Here is a 20,537-nt window from a genome sequence, read left to right as displayed (position 1 = left end):
GCGGTCCCACGGCCGGAGACCTCGCGATGCGCGGCACGATCCTTCTTTCGCACGGCGCCGACTCCAGCCCGGACGCCACCAAGGTGAGCGCGCTGGCGGCCGTGGCCGAGGCGCGCGGCTGGCGCACGCACCGCCTCGACTATCGCAAGGACGATGCCCGCGGATACGCGGGTTCGGTCGCGCCGCGGCTCGCGCGCCTGCGCGCGGCGATCGGCGGCTGCGAGGCGCCGCCGGTGCTGGTCGGTTCCAGCATGGGCGCGTTCGTCTCGGCGCTGGCCTCGCTGGAGCACCCGGTCGCCGGCCTGTTCCTGCTGGCCATGCCGGGCGCGATCCCCGGCTCGGACAACGCCCTGGACCTGCGCCGGGACGTACCCACGTTGCTGATCCACGGCTGGCGCGACGAGCTCTGCCCGCTGGCGGCCATCCGCGCCTTCGCCGGCCACCGCCGGTTGCCGCTGCTGGTGCTGGACGACGACCATCGGCTCGGCGCCAGCCTGCCCGCGATCGAGCGGCAGTTCGCGCTGTTCCTCGACACGCTCGCATGAACGCCTTCTTCGCCACCTGCCCGAAGGGCCTGGAATACCTGCTGCGCGACGAACTGCTCGCGCTGGGCGCGACCGAGGCGCACGAGGCGCTGGCCGGCGTCCGTTTCGCCGGCACGCTCGAGACCGCCTACCGCGCCTGCCTGTGGTCGCGCCTGGCCAGCCGCATCCTGCTGCCGCTGGCGGAGTTCGACGCGGCCGACGACGAGGCGCTCTACGCCGGTGTGCAGGCGATCGACTGGTCCGCGCACCTGGCGCCGCACGGCACGTTGGCGATCGATGCACACACCGCGCAGAGCAAGCTCACGCACAGCCAGTTCATCGCCCAGCGCACCAAGGATGCGGTGGTCGACCAGTTCCGCCAGCGCGAAGGCGCGCGGCCCGGCGTGGATACCGACGAGCCGGACATCCGCCTCAACCTGCGCCTCAAGCGCGACCGTGCCACCCTCTCGCTCGATCTTGCCGGCACGCCGCTGCACCGCCGCGGCTGGCGCGAGCAACAGGGCGAGGCGCCGCTGAAGGAGAACCTCGCCGCGGCGATGCTGCTGCGCGCGCAGTGGCCCGCGATCCATGCCGACGGCGGCGCGCTGCTGGATCCCATGTGCGGCTCCGGTACGCTGCTGATCGAAGGCGCGCTGATGGCGGCGGACGTGGCGCCCGGGCTGCGCCGCGACTACTTCGGCTTTCTCGGCTGGAAGCAGCACGACATCGTCCTGTGGCGCGGCCTGCTGGACGAGGCGCGGGCGCGGGCCGAGGCAGGCCTGCGCGGCTTGCGCCCGGCGTTCTTCGGCGCCGACGCCGACTCGCGCATGGTGCAGACCGCCAAGCGCAACGCCCAGGCGGCGGGCGTGGCGGGTTTCCTCACGCTGGAGAAGCACGACGTCGCCCACGCTGCTCCGCCGCCGGGGCAGGCTGCCGGCCTGCTCATCACCAACCCGCCCTACGGCGAGCGGCTGGGCGAGCGCGCCGCGATGCCGGCGCTCTACCGTGCGCTCGGCGATGTGCTGCGCAGCCGCTTCGGCGGCTGGCACGCCGCCGTGCTGGCGGGCGACGCGGAACTCGGCCGTGCGCTGGGCCTGCATGCCCGCAAGCGCTACACGCTCTACAACGGCGCGCTGGAGACGGTGCTGCTGACCTTCGATCTCTCGCCCCAGGCCACCGCGCCGCGCGAGCCCAAGCCGCTCTCGGCCGGCGCGCAGATGCTGAAGAACCGGCTGGAGAAGACCCTGCGCCACCAGCGCAAGCGCCTGGTACGCGAGGGCATCTTCTGCTGGCGCGCCTACGACCAGGACCTGCCCGAGTACGCCGCGGCGATCGACGTCTACGGCGGCGAAGGCGTCGAGCCGTGGCTGCACGTGCAGGAGTACCGCGCACCGGCGGACGTGCCGGTGGACGTGGCCCGCACCCGCCTGCGCGAGATCGTGCGCGTGGCCGGCGAGGTGTTCGGCGTGCCCCGCGAGCGCATCGCGCTGAAGACGCGCGAGCGCGGCAAGGGCGGCGCCAAATACGGCCGCTTCGACCAGCGCGGCGAGTTCCTCGAGGTGGAGGAGGGCGGACTGACCTTCCTGGTCAACCTCACCGATTACCTGGACACCGGCCTGTTCCTCGACCACCGCCTGGTGCGCGCGCGGCTGCGCGAGCTCGCCCGCGGCCGGCGCTTCCTCAACCTGTTCGCCTACACCGCCACCGCCAGCGTGTACGCCGCCGCCGGCGGCGCGCGTGACACCACCAGCGTGGACCTGTCGGGCACCTACCTGGAGTGGGCCTCGCGCAACCTCGCACGCAACGGCTTCAGCGGCGCCGCGCATCGCCTGGTGCAGGCCGACGCGATGGCCTTCCTGCGCCAGGACCGCGGGCACTACGGTCTGATCTACGTGGATCCACCCACGTTTTCCAACTCCAAGCGCGCCGAGGACTTCGACGTGCAGCGCGACCACGCGGCGCTGCTGCTCGCCTGCGCCGACCGGCTGACGGGCGACGGCGTGATCGTGTTCTCCAACAACTTCCGTCGCTTCAGACTCGATCGCGCGGCGCTGGAGGAGCGTTTCACGATCGAGGACTGGAGCGCCGCCAGCATCCCGTTCGACTTCACCCGCCGTGCCGACATCCACGGCTGCTGGCTGCTGCGGCCGCGTGCGCCGGCCTCGCCGTGGGAGCAGAGCCTCGACCACCTGCACGGGCGCCGTTGACGGGATCGAGCGGCGGGCGCCCTCGCGGCGGCCAGGGTCGGAGCCGGAGGCCCGGCGCGCCGAACGCGGATCAGGCGTGCGGCCTGGCGGGCCTGGGCGCAGTGATCCTCAGCACCGGCGCGCCCCGCCACGCCTTCAGCGGGAAGTAGGCCAGGTGGGTGGCCGGGTCGACCACGACCACGTGCGCGTTCGGTCCGAGCACCGCGCGGCCGAGCGGGCGCACCTGCCGCCCCTTCACCTCGAACAGCGCCACCTCACCCGATTCGCTGGCCACATAGAGCCAGCCGAGCGCGGGGTCCATGGCCAGCACGTCGGGATCGCCGCCGGTGTCGAAGGAGGCGACGACCCGGCGCGTGCGCAGGTCCAGCACCAGCAGCCTGTCGTTGCCCTCGCAGGCGATGAAGGCGAACCGGGCGGGGGCATCGATGAACAGCCCATGGTTGCCCTCGGCGCCCGGCAGGCGGATGCGCGCCACCACCGTGTCCGTGGCCGGATCGATCTCGGCCAGTTCGCCCCGCGTCTGCACGTTGGCGAAGACGTGACCCGAAACCGGGTCGAACTGGGTGTTGCCCACCTCGCCGCCCAGGTCGATGGTGGCCAGCCGCCGGTGGCTGCGCGCGTCGATCACCGAATCGGTGCCGCCGTGCTCGTCGGAGACGTAGAGCTTGCCCGCGCGTGGCACGTAGGCGATGCCGTCCGGATAGTCACCGGCCGGCGTGCGGGCGACGACCTTCAGGCTGTGGGCGTCGATCGCCACCAGCTCGTCGGTCCCGGTCGCCGAGGCATAGATGCGGCCCAGTGCCGGGACGGCCAGCACGCCGTGAACGCGGCGCACGCCGGGGACATCGGCGATCACCCGCCGCCTGTCCAGGTCGAACACGGTCACCACGTCGTCGCCGAGATGGGCGAGGAACAGGCGGTGGGTGGTCGGGTCGATGCTGGCATAGTCCCAGCGCGTGGCGTGGCCGCTGAGCGGGACGTCGGCAAGCACGCGCAGTGGCCAGGCGGCATCGGGCGTGCTCGCGCAGGCCGCGGCGGCGGCCCACAGGGCCGCGCCGACGGCCGCCGAATACTGGCGTCGGAACCGGGCTGGAAACATGGTGCGCCTCCACGATCCGTCGGCATCGTGGCGCTTATACCGCCCCTGTGGTATCCAGCGCATCAAGCCGATCATCCGCTGGCTGTTCCGGCGAGTCCCAGGAGCGTCCATGAACCCCCGCGTCCCGTGCAGGCCCGATCGCCGGTCGTGTCCGCCCGCTCCTGCCCGGCGGGTTCGCCGTGGCCGATGACACGCTGCCGGCGGTCTCCCTCGGCGAGGCGACGCGCGTCTGGGCCAAGATCGGCCTGCTGAGTTTCGGCGGCCCGGCCGGGCAGATCGCGATGATGCACCGCGAGCTGGTGGAAACCCGCCGCTGGATCAGCGACGCGCGCTTCCTGCACGCGCTCAACTACTGCATGTTGCTGCCGGGGCCGGAAGCGACGCAACTGGCCATCTACATCGGCTGGCTGCTGCACCGCACCGCCGGTGGGCTGATCGCAGGCATCCTGTTCGTACTGCCTGGTTTCATCACCATCCTGGCGCTGAGCATCGCCTATGCGCTGTACGGGCAGGTGCCCTGGGTGCTGGCGGTGTTCGCCGGCCTGAAGGCGGCGGTGCTGGCCGTGGTGGTCGAGGCGGTGGTGCGGATCGGGCGCAAGGCGCTGAAGAACAGAATGATGGTGGCGGTCGCCGCGCTGGCCTTCGTGGCGATCCATTTCTTCCGGGTGCCCTTCCCGCTGATCGTGCTCGGCGCGGGCCTGTGGGGCCTGGCTGGGCGCTGGTGGATGCCGCGCAGCTTCCCCGAGCCGGCCTCGGCCGCCGCGGATGCGTCGTCCGATTTCCTGATCGACCGGCTGCTCGGCCAGGGCCGGCTCACGCACACCCGCCCCTCGGCGCCGCGCGCGATCCGCGTCACGCTGCTCTGGCTGGCGATCTGGTGGGGGCCGGTGCTGGCCGTGATGACACGGTTCGGCCCGCACAGCGTGCTGGCCCGCGAGGGCCTGTTCTTCAGCCAGACCGCCGTGGTGACCTTCGGCGGCGCGTATGCGGTGCTCGCCTACATCGCCCAGCGCGCCGTGGGCAGCTTCCACTGGATCACACCGGGCCAGATGCTCGACGGCCTGGCGCTGGCCGAGACCACGCCGGGGCCGCTGATCATGGTGGTGCAGTTCGTGGCCTTCCTGGGGGCCTACTACCACCAGGCCGGGCTGTCGCCGATGGGTGCGGGCATCGCCGGTTCGGTGCTGACCACCTGGGTGGCCTTCGCGCCGTGTTTCCTGTGGATCTTCCTCGGCGCGCCGTACATCGAGGCGTTGCGCAACAACCGTGCGTTGCACGCCGCGCTTTCGGCCATCACTGCGGCGGTGGTCGGCGTGGTGTTGAACCTCTCGGTGTGGTTCGCCCTGCACACGATCTTCGCCGGTGTGGTCGAGCATCGCTTCGGGCCGATCCGGCTGGAGGCGCCGCAGTGGTCGAGCGTGCATGGCCTGGCGGCGGCGCTGGCGGCCCTGGCGCTGGTGGCGATGCTTCGCCTGCGGCTGGGCATGGGCTGGGTTCTGTTCGGCAGTGCGGCGGTCATGTTCGCCTGGCGGGCGTGGAGCGGGCAGCTCTAGCCCCGTTGCGCTCGCGTCCGCTTAAGTGGCGATTAAGCCCGCCGGCGGGAGGATCGGCGCCAAGGGCACACCGCCCGACGGAGGTACGCAACATGACCAAGCGATGGCTCGGCAAACCCGTCCTGGCAACCGCCGCGCTCCTGCTGGCCGCGGCCACGGCATGGCCGACGGCGGCCGCGGCGCACGGCTGGCACGACCACGGCTGGCACGGGCGGGGCCATTACGATCGCGGCTGGCGCGACGGCTACCGCCACGGCTACTGGAGCGGCGGCCGCTGGATCGCCGGTGCGATCGTCACCGGCGCGGTGATCGGGCTGGTCGACAACGCGCTGAATCCGCCGCCGCGCACCGTGATCTACGAACGGCCGGTCTACCGCCGTCCGGTGCGGGTGATCTACGAGGAGCCGGTGGTGACCCGCCGCGTGGTGGAAACCCGCACCGTCTACGAGGACCGTTACCCACCCACCCGTTACGTGGGCTATTACGGCGACGACGACTGACGCCGCCCTCGGCTCGAAAGGAAAAGGCCCGGTCGACGCCGGGCCTTTTTCGTGCAGTTCGCCGTCACGGCGAGGAAGGCGGTTCCGCGCCGGTGCCCTGGCGCTTGGCGTGCAGGCGCATACGGTCGAACTCGCCCTTGTCGATCAACGTGACCGAAGCGATCCCGCACGGCGGCTGATCGCGCGCGCTTACCGTCTCGCCGACTTCGCCGCAGATGCGGCCGCTGGCGTTGGCCTTGTTGGATTCGTTCGCATGCAGCCACAGCCCGGGCACGCCGATGCCCAGCCGCGGACAATCGGCCTGCAGGCGTACCCGGTAGCGGTAAGGCCCGGTGCGGACCAGGGCGGTGCGCTGGTCGACCACGTACCACTCGTTGATCTTGTCCGTCTGGATGCATTGCGCGTACGGCAGCGGCTTGTGCTCCGAGGCATGGCCGGCGAAGGCCGCGGCCGTCGCGGCGAAGGCGAAGGTCAGCAGGGAAGGCAGGCGTTTCATGGGTTCTACCTCGCTGGGGAAAGAGGGGCCGCATCCAGCATCGCGCGCGCGGGGCGGCGGCGCCAGTGGCGGCAGCAAGAAAACTGCCATCGGCCGATCACGGTCATTGAACGATCGCTGCGGCATGCTTGAACCATGCCAGCGAAGCCGTCCTTCCTTGGATATGGTGCCGGTACCGGTGCGCACGACCAGGCACCCCGCACGGAACAGGCCATGGCGCAATTGCGTCCTGGCCACGCGCTGGCGCAGCGTTATCGGCGCACCCGCCAGCATACGCTCGCGCTGTGCGAAGGCCTTTCGGCCGAGGACATGATGGTGCAGTCGATGCCCGACGCCAGCCCGGCGAAATGGCATCTGGCGCACACCACCTGGTTCTTCGAGCAGTTCGTGCTCGGTCGCGACCCGCGCTACCGTCCGCGCGATCGGGCCTGGCACTACCTGTTCAACTCGTATTACCAAAGCGTCGGGCCGATGCACGCGCGCCCCCGGCGCGGGCTGCTCTCGCGGCCGACGCTCGACGAGGTGCTTGCCTATCGGCGCCACGTCGACCAGGCGGTCGGCGAGGCGCTGTCGCGCGATGACGACGACGCGCGGGCCGCGCTGGTGGAGCTGGGGCTGCAGCACGAACAGCAGCACCAGGAACTGCTGCTGACCGATGTGCTGCATGCGCTGTGGTGCAACCCGCTGCTGCCGGCATGGCGCGAGGACGGGGCGCCCGAGCCGGCGGGCGAGACCGTGCCGTTGCAGTTCCTGCCGGGCGCCGAGGGCGTGGCGGCGATCGGCCATGCCGGCCCGGGCTTCGCCTTCGACAACGAGACACCGCGCCACCGCGTGATGCTGGCGCCGCATGCACTGGCGAACCGGCTGGTGACCAACGCCGAGTATGCCGCCTTCGTGCACGACGGCGGCTACCGCGAGCCATCGCTATGGCTCTCCGACGGCTGGGCCATGGTGCAGAGCCAGGGCTGGCAGCGGCCGCTGTACTGGCAGCCCGACCTGGCCAGCGCGTTCGGCCCGGGCGGCGTGCGCGCGCTCGATCCGGCCGCGCCGGTCTGCCACCTGAGCTACTACGAGGCGGAGGCCTTCGCGCGCTGGGCCGGCGCGCGGCTGCCCACCGAGGCGGAATGGGAGGCGGCCGCCACCGCGTTGCCAGTCGAGGGCAACCTGCTCGACGACGTGCCGCGTCCGCCGCGCGCCGCGCGCGGCAGCGGACTGCTGCAGATGTACGGCGACGTGTGGGAATGGACCGCCTCGCCGTACGTCGCCTATCCGGGCTTCCGTCCGCTGCCCGGCTCGCTTGGCGAGTACAACGGCAAGTTCATGTGCGGGCAGTGGGTGTTGCGCGGCGGGTCCTGCGCCACGCCGCGTGGCCACGTCCGCGCCAGCTACCGCAACTTCTTCCCGCCGCACGCACGCTGGCAGTTCGCCGGGCTGCGCCTCGCGCAGGACCGCTGATCACCATGGAGACCGACACCGCATGAGCATGCACGTCTTCGACCTGCGCGACGACGGCCGCACCCCGCCGGACAGCGGGCTGCTGGAGATCGTCCAGCGTGGCCTGCGCGCGCAGCCCAAATCGCTGCCTTCTTGGCTGTTCTACGACGAGCGTGGCTCGGCCCTGTTCGAGCGCATCTGCGAACAGCCGGAGTACTACCTCACGCGCTGCGAAACGGCGCTGATGCGAGAGCACGCGGCCAGCATCGCCGACACGCTCGGGGTGGACGTGCGCCTGGTCGAGTACGGCAGCGGCAGCGCGACCAAGACCCGGCTGCTGCTGGAGCACATGGCCTCGCCGGTGAGCTATGTGCCGGTGGAGATCTCGCCCCAGCCGCTGCGCGAGAGCGTGGCGCGCTTCGCCGAGCGCTTTCCCGGCCTCCCGGTGCAGCCGCTGGGCGCCGATTTCACCCGACCGTTGCGTCTGCCGATTCCGCCGCGCGCGCCGCGGCGCACGGTGATCTATTTCCCCGGCTCCACCATCGGCAATTTCGCCACGCGGGACGCGGTCGCCCTGCTGCGCAAGATGCGCGGGGAGATGGGCGAGAACGGCGGCATCCTGGTGGGTGCGGACCTCAAGAAGGATCCGGCGCTGATCGAGGCCGCGTACAACGACGCCGCCGGCGTCACCGCGCAGTTCACCCTCAACCTGCTGGCCCGGCTCAATCGCGAGCTGGGCAGCGACTTCGATCTGTCCGCGTTCCGCCATCGGGCGCACTACAACGCGCTGGCCGGGCGTATCGAGACCAGCCTGGTCAGCCAGCGGGCGCAGCAGGTGCGGGTGGGCCGCATGCTGGCGAAGTTCGGCGAGGGCGAGCCGGTCCGGGTGGAGATCAGCTGCAAATACTCGCTGGAGGACTTCGCCGCGCTGGCCGCCAAGGCGGGGCTCGAGGTGCTGCGGGTATGGATGGACCCCGAGCGGATGTTCAGTGTGCACTACCTGGTGCGCGCGGGCGTGGTGGCCCGCTGAAGAGGTGCGGGCACGGGAAGGGAACGGGCGGCCGCGGTAGACTTTCCGCCTCTTCGCCGAAGCCCCCGCCGTGACCACCAGCTTTTCCGCGGCCGTCCCGGATAGCCTGCTCGACGCCCTGTTCCTGCCGTTCGCCGCTGGCGCTCTGCGCCTGCCGGCCGACGGCCACGCCCTGTTCCTGCACGCCCGCGACGGCTTCCGGCTGCGCGAGACGGCGGGGGCCGGCTGGCTCTGCCAGCAGAGTTTCAAGCCCTTCGCCGACGCGCTGCAGCGCGCCGGCCGGCGTGTCGGCGAGCCGGCGCCGGACCGACGCTACCCGCTGGTGCTGCTGTTGCCACCGCGCCAGCGCGACGAGGCGCGCGCAGCCTTCGCGCGGGCGTTGCGGCACCTGGAACCCGGCGGCGTGGTGCTCGCGGCGGCCGCCAACAACGCGGGGGCGAAGTCGGCCGAGGCGGATCTCGCGCGGCTGGCCGGAGCGCTGCGCAGCCTGTCCAAGTACAAGTGCCGGGTGTTCTGGGCGACACCGCGGCCGGAAACGGTCGAGTCGGCCTTGCTCGAGGCGTGGCTGGCCCTCGACGCACCGCAACGCATCGAAGGGGGCTACCTGAGTCGCCCCGGCCTGTTCGCCTGGCATCGCATCGATGCGGCCTCGGCGCTGCTGGCGGCACACCTGCCCGCCGATCTCGCCGGGCGTGTCGCCGACCTGGGCGCGGGCTACGGCTATCTCGCTGCGCAGGTCGTCGCGCGCTGCCCGCAGGTGCAGGCGATCGATCTCTACGAGGCCGAGGCGCGCGCGCTGGAGCCGGCCCGCGTCAACCTGGCCGAGGCGTGCCAGGCGAGCGGGCGCGAGGACATGGCGGGCAGCGTGCACTGGCATGACGTGACCGCCGGCCTGGCGCAGCGCTACGACGCCATCGTGACCAACCCGCCGTTCCACCAGGGGCGCGCCGATCTGCCGGAACTCGGCCGCGCTTTCATTGCCTCGGCGGCTGAGGCGCTGCTGCCGCACGGCCGGCTGTGGCTGGTGGCGAACCGGCACCTGCCCTACGAGGCCACGCTGGCCTCGCGCTTCGCACAGGTGCGCACGGTGGCGGTGCAGGACGGCTTCAAGGTGATCGAGGCGGTGCGCGCATGAAGCTGCTGCGCCTGATCGCCAACCTGGGTTACGGCAGCCGCAAGGAAGTCCTGCAGCTGTTCCGCGAGGGGCGCGTCACCGATGCCGCGGGCGAGGTGCTCTACGCCGACGACAGGGTCGAGCATGCCCAGGTGCGGCTCGACGGCGAGCCGCTGGATCCGCCGAGCGGATTGGTGCTGCTGATGCACAAGCCGCTGGGCGTGACCTGTTCGCGCAAGGATGCGGGCCGGCTGGTGTACGACCTGCTGCCGCCGCGCTGGCGCCGGCGCGATCCTGCGCTCTCCACCGTGGGGCGGCTCGATCGCGACACCTCGGGCCTGTTGCTGATCACCGACGACGGCGCGCTGCTGCACCGGATCATCTCGCCGCGCGCGGAGGTCGCCAAGGTCTACGAGGCCACGCTCGCGCGCGACCTGCGCGGCGACGAGGAAGCCGTATTCGCCGGCGGCACGCTGCTGCTCGAGTCCGAGACGACGCCGCTGGCGCCCGCGCGGCTGCAGCCGCTGGGGCCGCGCCGTGCGCGCCTGACCGTCACCGAAGGCCGCTACCACCAGGTGCGCCGCATGTTCGCCGCCGTCGGCAACCACGTCGAAGCGCTCGAGCGCGTGGCGATCGGGCGGCTGACGCTGGAGGGACTGGCGCCGGGCGAATGGCGGGTGCTGGACGCCGACGCCGTCGCCAGGGTGTTCGAGCCGCCCGCGTCCTAGCACGGCGCGCCGCGCGCCCGTGCCGCGCTAGACCAGCCGCACGGGCGTGGGCAGCGCAGTGCCGTACCACTTGCGCCGCTCGTCCTGGCAGCCCGGGCTGCCCATCGCGTACTTGCGGCAGATCACGGGGCGCTGTTCGTAGATCGTGCAACGCGAGGTGTTGGGGTCGACGGCCGCACACCAGCCGTCCTCGCCCTTGGACAGTGTCGCCAGGCCGTGGCTGTCGTGGTCGACCAGCCAGGCGGGTACGTGGTCCTCGGGCATCAGCACCACGGTGAGGCGACAGCAGACCGCGTCGCAGGCCGTGCATTGCACGGAGGGGTCGACGCTCGCGGCGTACGGTTCGGTTTCGGTATCCACGCGCCAGTATGGGACATGCGACCGTGTCCTGCGCTGAACATGGCGACGGGCGCGAGCGCACCGGTCCATGCATCCGTGGCGCGCGCCCGTGAGAAGATCGAACCATGCGCTTCCGCTTCGACAACGCCTTCCTGCGCGAACTGCCGGGCGATCCCGAGCACGGCGCGCGCCTGCGCCAGGTCGAGGGCGCGCTCTACTCGCGCGTGCAGCCCACGCCGGTGAGTTCGCCGCACGTGGTGGCGTGGTCGGCGGAAATGGCCGGCACGCTGGGACTCTCGCCCGAGGACATCGCCACGCCGCAGTTCGCCGCCGTGTTCGGCGGCAACGCGCTGGCCGAGGGCATGCAGCCGTGGGCGAGCAACTACGGCGGCCACCAGTTCGGCGTCTGGGCCGGCCAGCTCGGCGACGGTCGCGCGATCTCGCTGGGCGAAGTGCTGGATGGGCAGGGACACCGCTGGGAGCTGCAACTGAAGGGCGCGGGCCCGACGCCCTATTCGCGCGGCGCCGACGGGCGCGCGGTGCTGCGCTCCTCGATCCGCGAGTTCCTGTGCAGCGAGGCGATGCATCACCTGGGCGTGCCGACCACGCGCGCGTTGTGCCTGGTCGCGACCGGCGAGGCCGTGGTGCGCGACATGTTCTACGACGGCCACCCGCGCGACGAGCCGGGCGCCATCGTCTGCCGCGTGGCGCCGTCCTTCATCCGCTTCGGCCACTTCGAGCTGCCCTACGCGCGCAACGACGTGGCGCTGCTGCGCCGGCTGGCCGACTTCACCCTCCGGCGCGACTTCCCGCACCTGCACGGCGAGGGCGAGCGGCTGTACGCCGACTGGTTCGACGAGGTCTGCGAGCGTACCGCCCACCTGCTGGCGCAGTGGATGCGCGTGGGCTTCGTGCACGGCGTGATGAACACCGACAACATGTCCATCCTGGGCCTGACCATCGACTACGGCCCCTACGGCTGGATCGACGACTACGACCCGGACTGGACGCCCAACACGACGGACGCCCTGCGCCGACGCTACCGCTTCGGGCAGCAACCCAGCGTCGCATGGTGGAACCTGGCGCGGCTGGCCAGCGCGATCTCGCCCCTGTTCGCCGATACCGCGCCGCTGCAGGCGGGCCTGGAGCGCTACGCGGCGGCGTGGGAGGCGGCCGATCGCGCCAACGTCGCGGCCAAGCTCGGCCTGGCGCAGTGCCGCGACGGCGACGTGGCGCTGCGCGACGGCCTGCATGCCTGGATGCATGCCGCCAGCGCGGACATGACGCTGACTTGGCGTGCGCTGCTCGCGGTCGATCCGGCGGCACCATCGCCCGTACCGTTCGCCGACGTCTGCTACGACGAGGCGCGGCGCGAAGGCGCCGAGCCGCTGCTGCGCGACTGGCTGGAACGCTACGCGAGGCGGCTGCGCGAAGACCCGCTGCCGCCCGAGTCGCGGCACGCGCACCTGCGTGCGGCCAACCCGAAGTACGTGCTGCGCAACTACCTCGCGCAGGAGGCGATCGACCTTGCGGAGCAGGGCGACTACACGCGCGTGCACGAACTGCTGGACATCATGCGCCACCCCTACGACGAGCAGCCGGGCCGCGAGCGCTACGCACGCAAGCGGCCGGACTGGGCGAAGCAGCGCCCGGGCTGCTCGATGCTTTCCTGCAGCTCGTGAAGCGGGCCTCCGCCGCGCGTAGCAGCGAGCCTGCTCGCGATGCGCTCCGGGCGTGGGCCCAAGCAAAGGCATCGGGAGCAAGCTCGCTCCTGCAGGCGGACGCATGGGCGCATCGGACAGGAAGGGTTCCGGATGCTTCGATGCGGCGCGAAACATCTCCCCGCCCGACCACCCAGCATGGGCATCCCCATCCACGAGGAGCCCCCATGCCTGCCATACTGCTCGCCGCCGCGCTGTCCGTCGCGACCGTCCAGACCGTGCACCTGCCGCTGCCGCAGACGCCGGACCAGCACCTGGCGGTGCATTGCGTCGCGCCCGCCCGCCCCACCGACCGCAGCGTGCTGTTCGTGCACGGCGCCAGCTTCCCGACCCTGCTCGCGTCCGGCTTCGCGTTCGCGCCCGGGGACTCCTGGCTGGCGGATGTGGCGCGGCGCGGCTACCTGGCTTGCGGCCTGGACTTCCTCGGCTTCGGCGACGCCAGCCGGCCACCGGCCATGGCGGGCGAGGCTGCCGGCGAACCGCTGACGCGGGCGTCGCAGGCCGCGGCACAGATCGCGCTGGCGGTCGACTGGCTGCGCACCGTGCGCGGCATGAAGACGGTGCACCTGGTCGCGCATTCGTGGGGCACCATCCCGGCGGCCGCCTATGCCGCGACGCGGCCGCCGGCGCTGGCGTCGCTGACCCTGTTCGGGCCGATCGTGCCCAAGGCGGGCGTGACGGACGAGCCGGTGCGCAGCGCGTGGTGGAATATCACCGCACAGCAGCGTTACCGGCAGCTGCGCTACGCGGACGTGCTGCCGCACGGCACCGTCTTGCTGGAGCCGGCCGTCGACGCGCGCTGGGCCGGCCGCTTCGCGGCCTCCGCTCCGCACGTGGCGGGCGATCCGCCCGGGCAGCTGCGCATTCCCTCCGGGCCGCTGGCCGACCTGGCCGACGCCGAGGCCGGACGCTACCCGTATGCCGCGAAGGAGGTCCGCGTGCCGCTGTTCGTCGTCTACGGCGACTACGACACGGTGGTGGACGACACGGGCGCCGCCGCCTTCCTGGCCCGTTTCACCGGCAGTCCGCTGCGCTGGAAGCTGCGCATCGACCCGGGCACGCACGTGATGCACCTGGAACGCGCGCGCCACTCGCTCTACGCCAGCGTGGCGGCGTTCATCGAGGCGGCGGAGGCGCGGCCGTGATCGCGGTAATCTTCGAGGTCGCCCTGCGGGAAGGCCGCTCCGAGCGCTACCTGGACCTGGCCGCGCGGCTGCGGCCGCTGCTCGAGCGCATCGACGGCTTCATCTCGATCGAACGCTACCGCAGCCTGGCCGAGCCGGACCGCCTGCTCTCGCTCTCGTTCTGGCGCGACGAGGCGGCCGTGGCGCGCTGGCGTGCGCTGGAGGCCCACCGCGCGGCACAGCGCGAGGGACGCGAGACGGTCTTCGCCGACTACCGGTTGCGCGTGGCGACGGTGCTGCGCGACTACGGCATGCACGAGCGACGGCAGGCCCCCCCGGACAGCCGCCACTTCCACGGGGACGGCGACGCCCGGTCGCTCTGACGGCGCGGTCGCTCAGCGCACGCGCTGCAGGGCACCCTCGACGAACTGCGCCAGCTGCGCCGCGCCGAGGGCACCGGGCTGGCGCGCGACCTCGCGTCCGCGCTCGAACAGCACCAGGGTGGGGATGCTGCGGATGCCGAAGCGCTGGGCCAGCCGCGGCTGCGCGTCGGTGTCGACCTTGGCCAGGCGCAGGCGCGGCTCGTAGCGGCGGGCCGCCTCCGCGAACACCGGCGCGAAGCCGCGGCAGGGGCCGCACCAGGGCGCCCAGAAGTCGACCAGCACGGGCAGGTCGCCACGTCCGGTGACGGCGTCGAAGGTGGCCCCGGTCAGCTCGACCGGCTGGCCGGTGAACAGCGGTGCCTTGCAGCGCCCGCAGCGGGGCTGCTCACCCAGACGCTCGGCGGGCACGCGGTTGAGCGCGGCGCAGTGCGGGCAGGCGATGGTCAGCGTAGTCATGGCATTGCTCCGGGGGCCTGCCGCCCATATGGCGGTCGCCGCCCCCGGTGCAAGCGGGCGCTACAGCGTCCAGCTGAGCGAGAGCGACGCGTTGTCGTTCCAGTAGCCGGCGCCGCCCCCGCTGACCGAGGCGACCGAACTGCGACCCACGCCGAGCCGCAGGCGCCCGTTGCCTGGCAACCGCCCTTCCAGCGACAGGCCCACGGTGTAGGTCGAGGCGCCGTTGCCGTCGATCCACTGCCGGCCCACGTCCGCGTTGGCGCGCAGCTTCCAGCCCGGATCCAGGCCGTACACGCCGATCAGCCCGGCCTGGGTCGCGCGGTAACGTGCGGGATTGAAGTAGACGCCGCGGCTGGGGCGGCTGTCGTGGAACAGCCGGGTGGACAGCTCCGCGCCCAGCGCGCCGCGCGTATCGGCCACGTCGAGCGGGCTGAACAGCAAGCGCAGGCCGCCGCCGTCGCGGTGGTTGCCGTCGCTGAACACCTGGCGGTAGGCGCCGGGCAGCACGTACCAGTGCGTGCTCGCGCGCAGGCTCAGGTCCAGCGCGTAGCGGTTGCCGATCAGCCGCTGCGCCAGCGAGGTCGGGGTGGGAACCGGCGCGCGCTCGACGCCCGCGGACAGGCCGAAGTCGTCGCTCGGCTGCACGGTCCAGGCGGCCGAGCCCTGCAGGAAGTGCCAGTCGCCGGCGCGGCCGCTGCCCAGCACGAGATCGAGCCGCTGGGTATCCGCGTGCCATTGCCCGAGCACGCTCGCACCGTATACGCGCCGGCTGCGGCGGCCGTCGTCGACCTCCAGGGTGTCGGCACGCGCGCCCCAGGCGAGGCTGGCGCTGCCGCGCGTGGCAGGGGCGCTCAGCGCACCCACGCCGACGTGCCAGGTGTCCAGGCCCTCGCTGTCGTGGCTGGCATCGAACGTCGCGTCGATGTGCGGTGCCAGCGCGTAGGCCATGTCGTCGCTGAGCAGGCGGAACTGGGTACCGAGGTAGCCCCCGGCGGGCGCCGGCGGCGCGGCGTCCAGATAGGGGCGGCCGCGCGGCGCCTGGTCGAGCGAGCGCAGCGAACGCAGCACTTCGACGGTGGGCCGCAGTTGGCCCGCGGCGAACGGTGCCACCAGCGCCAGCGCCTCGCGCGGGCGATCCTGCGCGTTGAGCGCCTGCGCCAGGCCGGTGGCCGCCACCTGGCGCGAAGCCTCGTCCGGTGCCTGCGCAAGGGCGGCGCGATAGGCCTCGGCCGCGGCCCGGTAGTCGCCCAGCCACAGCGTGGCCTGGCCCAGGCCGAGCTGGGCCGCGCAACGGTCCTCGCGGCCGAGGCCGGGATCGGCCAGCGCTGCGGCGAAGCGTGCGCGCGCCTGGACAGGCTGTTCGGCGGCCAGCGCCGCGCGGCCGGCGCGGATGTCCGCGGCGCCGGTCTGGGCATGCACGGCAGGCAGCGCCAGCGCGAGGGCAAGGCCGAGCAGGCGCCGCTTCATTTGGTCCCCCAGTGCTTGCGCAGGTTCAGCAGTTCGGCCAGGTAGCCGAGTACGCAGCCCGGCTGCAGCACCACGCCGTAGAACAGCGCGTAGACCAGGAAGCCGATCGGGTTGCGACGGACCTTCAGGCCCTGCGCGCGGAACATGCGCGACTGGATGAAGAACATCAGGTAGTTCACCGCGAACGCCATCGGCAGCACCAGCAGCGTCATCGGCCCGGCCAGCCAGTAGATGCCGAACAGTGCCAGCACCAGGCCCGGGATGAAGAACAGCGTGTAGACCACGTCCATGTAGGGGAACAGCAGGTTCCACCAGACGAAGAGCGTGCTCATGCGCCGCGCGAACAGCAGCCGCCAGTGCGCCTTGAAGGCCTCGATCAGACCGCGCGACCAGCGCTGGCGCTGGCGGATGAACTGCCGGAAGGTGGTCGGCGCGTTGGTGAAGGTGATGGCGTCCTCGCAGTAGCCCACGCGGTCGCCGCGCGCGAGGATGGCCCAGGTCAGCACGATGTCCTCGCCCACGCACTCGGGCCAGCCGCCGACCTCGCGCAGCACGTCGGTGCGGTACAGCGAGAAGGCACCCTGCGCCACCAGCGTGCCCTGGAACAGGCTCTGCAGCCGCTTGATCGCGGCGATGCCGTGGAAGTAGTCCCATTCCTGCATGCGCGTGACCATGTTGAGGCGCGAGTTGCGCAGCAGCACGGTGCCGGCGACCGCCGCGGTGTGCGGCGGGTCGCTGAGGAAGCGGCCGACCAGTTGCCGCAGCGCGCCCCGATAGAGGTAGGAGTCGCCGTCAAGGGTGATGGTGAGCGGGTAGCTGGCCTGCTTGAGCCCCTGGTTGAGCGCGTTCGCCTTGCCGCCGTTGCGCGGCAGGTCGATCACCTTCAGCCACGGATAGGACACGCTGTGCAGCTTCGCCAGCGTGCCGTCGGTGGAGCCGTCGTTGATCACCAGCACCTCCAGTGGCGCCGGGTAGTCCTGCTGGTCGAGGCTGGCCAGCGTGGCGAGGATCGACTCCTCCTCGTTATAGGCGGCGACCAGCACGGTGACGCCCGGATAGTGCTCGATCCGCGCCCGCGCCGGGCGGCGGTCGAGCAGCAGGCCGACCACCAGGAAGGCGTTCATGAAGCCGGGCAGGATCGCAATGCCGAAGATCACCAGGTGCGCCAGCGGAGCGCCGACGAGGGCGGAAAGGTCCCCGATCCAGCGATGCGCGAGCCGGTACGACAGCAGTGCCCAGCCGAGCGAGGCCAGCACTGTCAGCGTGAACTTCAAACGCACCGGCAGGTAGCGGCGCCGGGCCGGTCCCGGTATCCCCGGGGGCGGGGCCGTGGGGGCGCCTTCCTTGGGCACCGCCGGCGCAGGCGGCTCGAGGAGATCGGTAGTCATGCGTCGGTGTGCCTGGTTTGGGTTGGCGCACGCTCGTCCCCGCGTGCGAAAGGTGCCTGTCTGCCGGGGGAGCAGGCAGGCGCCGAGGTGGCGCACTATACACATGCATTTCACGTGCCGCGCAAGTTCTGTGAACCACGGCACGGCGGCGGGCGCCTCGATCTGCTTGACGCGCAGCCGCCTGCCGCGCGACCGAGGCGAACGGGAGCATGGCGGAAGGTGCCGCGCCGGGCCCAAAAGCGACGCGGACGGCCCAGGATGGACGGCTCAGGCGTGCTGCGGCACCGCCGGATGAACCGGCTCCCGTGCCGGAGGCGGGGCCATCCTTGCGGTCCAGGTCGCCGCGGCGCCCATGAACGCGGACAGGGCCGCCCGCAGCGAGGCATCCGCCAGGTCGCCCTGCGCGTCGAAGCGTTGCGCCGCGTGGGCGACATACAGCGTGGGCGAGGGCATCACCAGGGCGCCGCAGGTGTGCAGCACCTGGCGCAGCGAGGCCTGTGCCAGACGCGTGCCCCAGGGCCCGCTGCTCGCGCCGAGCACGGCGACCGGCTTGCCGGCCAGTACCTCGCCCTGCGGGCTTTCGCGGGACAGCCAGTCGAGCGCGTTCTTCAGCACGCCCGGCATGGCGTGGTTGTACTCCGGGGTGGCGATCACCAGCCCGTCGGCGGCGGCGATCGCCTGGCGCAGGGCGCGTACGCCCGCAGGGCCGGCCGGATCGGCCTGCTCCAGGTCCTCGTCGAACAGGGCGGCGGCGGCCAGGTCGGCGAAGACGGTCGCGTGGACGCCGGCCGGAACCAGGCCGGTGGCCGCCTGCAGCAGGCGGCGGTTCCAGGATTCGCGGCGCAGGCTGCCGGCGAGGCAGAGGAGGTGGCGGGTCGGGGTCATGGTTGTCTCCAGGGTCAGTGTTCGATCAGCAGCAGGCCGGCGCTGGCCAGCAGCAGGGCGCCCATGCCGGCGTCGAGGCCTCGACGGAACGGCGGGTGGGCCAGCCCTTTCGTCAGCAGCCGGCCGCAGGCGCTCCACAGCAACAGGCAACCGAGCGGGATCGCCACGAACAGCACGGCCAGGGGGATCCAGCCGCGCGCTCCGGAGGCGCCCCACGCCGCGACGACCGTCAGCGTCATCACCCAGGCCTTGGGGTTGAGCAGCTGGAAGCCGAACAGACCGAGGGCGGTGGCGGGCAGTGCGTCCGCCGGGGCGTCGGCGGGCGTCTCGCGCAGGCTCGTGACGAGCAGGCGCAGTCCCAGCCAGCCCAGGTAGGCCGCACCGCCGGCCCCCAGCCAGGTGCGCCACGCCGGATGGTTGCCGGTCACCGCGGCCAGGCCCGACAGCGCCAGCGCCAGCAGCGCCAGGCTGCCACCGACGATGCCGGCGATGGCGGGCAGGGCGGCGCGTACCCCGGCCCGGCTCGCGATGCGCAGCACCACCAGGTTGTTCGGACCGGGGGTGATCGCGGCGGCAAGCAGCAGGCCGGCGGGGGCGAAAAGATCGTTCATGGTCGGCTCGGTACACCGGCGGACAGGCCGGACAGGCGCCAGCTTGGCGCGGCAGGGTGGTCCAGAGGCGACCCTCATCGGTCTAGAATTCCGACCATGACCGATCTGCCGCTCAACGCCCTGCGCGCCTTCGGGCTGGTCTACGAGCACCGTGGGGTGCGCGCCGCCGCACGCGAACTGGGGCTGGCACATTCCTCGGTCAGCCGCCACCTGGGCGAGCTGGCGCGTTGGCTGGGCGTGCCACTGCTGCATGCGGCGGGCGGCCGCGCCGGCCTGGTCTTCACGCCGCAGGGCGAAGCGCTGGGCCGCGCGGTGCAGTCGGGACTGCGCGAGATCGAGCAGGCGGTGGCGTCCCTGCGCGAGGTACGTCCGGCCCATGCGGTGGCGTTGTCGACCACGCCGTCCTTCGCGATCCGCTGGCTGCTGCCGCGGCTGCCGGCCTTCGAGAGCGCGCACCCCCGGGTCGAGCTGTCGGTGCTGGTCGACCAGAAGCTGGAGGCCTTCGACGGCGGGCGGGTGGACCTGGCCATCCGCATGGGGCAGGGCCCCTGGCCGCAGCTGCATTGCGAACCGCTGATGGACGAGGCGCTGTATCCGGTGATGAGCCCGGCGTTCTGGCAGGCCCATGGGCGACCGTCCCGTCCTGCGCAGTTGCGCGGCCTGCGCCTGCTGCACGACCGCGACCCGCAGGCGTCGTGGGAGGCGTGGCGGCGCGTCCACGGTCCGGCGGGGCTGTCCCTGCAGGGCGGTGCGCGCTATGCCTCCTCGGACCTGGTGCTGCGCGCGGCGCAACAGGGCCAGGGCGTCGCCCTGGCGCGCCACCGGCTGGCGGCGCAGGACATCGAGACGGGCAGCCTGGTGCGCCCCTTCGGTGCGCTGGAGGTACCGCTCGGGACCGCCTACTGGATCGTGCGGCCGCAGGCCGCACCACCGCGCCCGGCGGTGGCCGCGGTGCTCGACTGGCTGCGCTGGCAGGCCGCCGGCCGCTAGGTGTGTAAACCCACCAGGTTGTTCATGGCAATGCGGGTGATAGGAGGCTGGTAGTCAACGCTGGCATGCGGACGGTGCCAGTTGTATTGATGCAGCCAGGTCAGCCAGTGGTTGGCGCGCTGGCCCGAGTGTTCATAGCTGCGCGCATAGGCCCACTCGCGCAGGGCCGTCTGGATGAAGCGCTCGGCCTTGCCGTTGGTGCGGGGGGTGTAGGGGCGCGTGCGTACGTGCCGCAGGCCCAGGCGGCGCAGCAGCCGCCGGAAGATGCGTGACTTGTAGCAGGAGCCGTTGTCGGTCATGACACGGGTGAACCGCACGCCCAGTGTGCGGTAATGGCGCAAGGTTTTGAGCAGGGCACGGCAGGCGGTCATGTGCGTATTCCGGGGAAGTTGATCACCTCATCCAGTGAAGGCTGATCATGCCGCTGGTGTTGAGCAGGTCGCTGGTGTTGAGCAGGTCGCTGGTGTTGAGCAGGTGGCTCATCCTTG

Annotated in this window: 20 protein-coding genes and 1 pseudogene; 12 read left to right on the top strand and 9 right to left on the bottom strand. The window is 72.1% G+C overall.

Annotation, left to right across the window (positions count from 1 at the left end):
- Positions 1-26: 26 nt before the first annotated feature.
- Both WAT24_RS06025 and rlmKL read left to right on the top strand, forming a co-directional pair.
- Positions 27-545 (top strand): alpha/beta hydrolase, encoded by a 519-nt coding sequence (locus WAT24_RS06025; RefSeq protein WP_336806930.1) that lies wholly within the window; start codon positions 27-29, stop codon positions 543-545.
- Entirely contained in the window at positions 542-2,731 is a 2,190-nt protein-coding gene (rlmKL, locus tag WAT24_RS06020; RefSeq protein ID WP_336806929.1) for a bifunctional 23S rRNA (guanine(2069)-N(7))-methyltransferase RlmK/23S rRNA (guanine(2445)-N(2))-methyltransferase RlmL, read from the top strand. Before WAT24_RS06025 ends, rlmKL begins: the two co-directional genes overlap by 4 nt.
- Positions 2,732-2,801: 70 nt before the next feature.
- Here rlmKL and WAT24_RS06015 read toward each other — a convergent pair whose 3' ends face one another.
- Positions 2,802-3,830 (bottom strand): YncE family protein, encoded by a 1,029-nt coding sequence (locus tag WAT24_RS06015; RefSeq protein WP_336806928.1) that lies wholly within the window; start codon positions 3,828-3,830, stop codon positions 2,802-2,804.
- Positions 3,831-4,009: 179 nt separating this feature from the next.
- Here WAT24_RS06015 and chrA point away from each other — a divergent pair, with 179 nt between their 5' ends.
- Together chrA and WAT24_RS06005 are read left to right on the top strand one after the other, a co-directional pair.
- Positions 4,010-5,383 carry a chromate efflux transporter gene (chrA, locus tag WAT24_RS06010; protein ID WP_336806927.1) on the top strand — a complete coding sequence of 458 codons (1,374 nt, stop codon included), beginning with the start codon at positions 4,010-4,012 and terminating at the stop codon, positions 5,381-5,383.
- Positions 5,384-5,475: 92 nt separating this feature from the next.
- Positions 5,476-5,883 carry a hypothetical protein gene (locus WAT24_RS06005; protein ID WP_336806926.1) on the top strand — a complete coding sequence of 136 codons (408 nt, stop codon included), beginning with the start codon at positions 5,476-5,478 and terminating at the stop codon, positions 5,881-5,883.
- Between the two features lie 64 nt (positions 5,884-5,947).
- On the opposite strand, the gene WAT24_RS06000 is transcribed toward WAT24_RS06005, so the two are convergent.
- Positions 5,948-6,379 (bottom strand): DUF6491 family protein, encoded by a 432-nt coding sequence (locus WAT24_RS06000; RefSeq protein ID WP_336806925.1) that lies wholly within the window; start codon positions 6,377-6,379, stop codon positions 5,948-5,950.
- A gap of 213 nt (positions 6,380-6,592) precedes the next feature.
- Between WAT24_RS06000 and egtB the strand changes: the two genes are divergently transcribed.
- The 4 genes from egtB to WAT24_RS05980 all read left to right on the top strand — a co-directional run bounded on the left by egtB (position 6,593) and on the right by WAT24_RS05980 (position 10,685).
- Positions 6,593-7,834, top strand: a complete 1,242-nt coding sequence (gene egtB, locus WAT24_RS05995) for an ergothioneine biosynthesis protein EgtB (RefSeq protein WP_336806924.1) — start codon at positions 6,593-6,595, stop codon at positions 7,832-7,834.
- Between the two features lie 22 nt (positions 7,835-7,856).
- Entirely contained in the window at positions 7,857-8,843 is a 987-nt protein-coding gene (egtD, locus tag WAT24_RS05990) for an L-histidine N(alpha)-methyltransferase (RefSeq protein WP_336806923.1), read from the top strand.
- A gap of 70 nt (positions 8,844-8,913) precedes the next feature.
- Entirely contained in the window at positions 8,914-9,978 is a 1,065-nt protein-coding gene (locus tag WAT24_RS05985) for a class I SAM-dependent methyltransferase (protein ID WP_336806922.1), read from the top strand.
- On the top strand, positions 9,975-10,685 hold the full coding sequence (locus WAT24_RS05980) for a pseudouridine synthase (protein WP_336806921.1): 711 nt from the start codon (positions 9,975-9,977) through the stop codon (positions 10,683-10,685). The genes WAT24_RS05985 and WAT24_RS05980 overlap by 4 nt, the downstream gene beginning before the upstream one ends.
- Before the next feature lie 27 nt (positions 10,686-10,712).
- Here WAT24_RS05980 and WAT24_RS05975 read toward each other — a convergent pair whose 3' ends face one another.
- Positions 10,713-11,045 carry a YkgJ family cysteine cluster protein gene (locus WAT24_RS05975; protein WP_336806920.1) on the bottom strand — a complete coding sequence of 111 codons (333 nt, stop codon included), beginning with the start codon at positions 11,043-11,045 and terminating at the stop codon, positions 10,713-10,715.
- Positions 11,046-11,149: 104 nt separating this feature from the next.
- On the opposite strand from WAT24_RS05975, the gene WAT24_RS05970 reads away from it, so the two are divergent.
- From WAT24_RS05970 to WAT24_RS05960, 3 genes are all read left to right on the top strand, one after another.
- A complete protein-coding gene (locus WAT24_RS05970; protein ID WP_336806919.1) occupies positions 11,150-12,706 on the top strand; it encodes a protein adenylyltransferase SelO in 1,557 nt (518 codons plus the stop codon).
- Positions 12,707-12,912: 206 nt separating this feature from the next.
- A complete protein-coding gene (locus WAT24_RS05965) occupies positions 12,913-13,890 on the top strand; it encodes an alpha/beta hydrolase (protein ID WP_336806918.1) in 978 nt (325 codons plus the stop codon).
- Positions 13,887-14,252 (top strand): antibiotic biosynthesis monooxygenase family protein, encoded by a 366-nt coding sequence (locus tag WAT24_RS05960; protein WP_336806917.1) that lies wholly within the window; start codon positions 13,887-13,889, stop codon positions 14,250-14,252. Before WAT24_RS05965 ends, WAT24_RS05960 begins: the two co-directional genes overlap by 4 nt.
- A 12-nt stretch (positions 14,253-14,264) precedes the next feature.
- Here the strand turns inward: WAT24_RS05960 and trxC are convergent, their stop codons facing one another.
- The 5 genes from trxC to WAT24_RS05935 all read right to left on the bottom strand — a co-directional run bounded on the left by trxC (position 14,265) and on the right by WAT24_RS05935 (position 19,059).
- On the bottom strand, positions 14,265-14,708 hold the full coding sequence (trxC, locus tag WAT24_RS05955; protein ID WP_336806916.1) for a thioredoxin TrxC: 444 nt from the start codon (positions 14,706-14,708) through the stop codon (positions 14,265-14,267).
- Positions 14,709-14,768: 60 nt separating this feature from the next.
- Positions 14,769-16,175 carry a hypothetical protein gene (locus tag WAT24_RS05950; protein ID WP_336806915.1) on the bottom strand — a complete coding sequence of 469 codons (1,407 nt, stop codon included), beginning with the start codon at positions 16,173-16,175 and terminating at the stop codon, positions 14,769-14,771.
- Entirely contained in the window at positions 16,172-17,563 is a 1,392-nt protein-coding gene (locus WAT24_RS05945) for a glycosyltransferase family 2 protein (RefSeq protein WP_336806914.1), read from the bottom strand. Before WAT24_RS05945 ends, WAT24_RS05950 begins: the two co-directional genes overlap by 4 nt.
- Positions 17,564-17,830: 267 nt before the next feature.
- Positions 17,831-18,448 carry an NADPH-dependent FMN reductase gene (locus WAT24_RS05940; protein WP_336806913.1) on the bottom strand — a complete coding sequence of 206 codons (618 nt, stop codon included), beginning with the start codon at positions 18,446-18,448 and terminating at the stop codon, positions 17,831-17,833.
- A gap of 14 nt (positions 18,449-18,462) precedes the next feature.
- Entirely contained in the window at positions 18,463-19,059 is a 597-nt protein-coding gene (locus WAT24_RS05935; protein WP_336806912.1) for a LysE family translocator, read from the bottom strand.
- 96 nt (positions 19,060-19,155) lie between these two features.
- Between WAT24_RS05935 and WAT24_RS05930 the strand changes: the two genes are divergently transcribed.
- Positions 19,156-20,049, top strand: coding sequence for a LysR substrate-binding domain-containing protein (locus WAT24_RS05930; protein WP_336806911.1), 894 nt, complete (start codon positions 19,156-19,158; stop codon positions 20,047-20,049).
- Here WAT24_RS05930 and WAT24_RS05925 read toward each other — a convergent pair.
- Positions 20,046-20,420 (bottom strand): annotated as a pseudogene (locus WAT24_RS05925) (integrase core domain-containing protein); the annotation flags it as partial. The gene WAT24_RS05930 and the pseudogene WAT24_RS05925 overlap by 4 nt on opposite strands.
- Positions 20,421-20,537 lie beyond the last annotated feature (117 nt).

Source organism: Fulvimonas yonginensis (assembly GCF_037137055.1).
Classification (GTDB): domain Bacteria; phylum Pseudomonadota; class Gammaproteobacteria; order Xanthomonadales; family Rhodanobacteraceae; genus Frateuria_A; species Frateuria_A yonginensis.
Note: the sequence above shows the minus strand (reverse complement) of the source record. Positions and strands in the feature narration are given on the sequence as shown.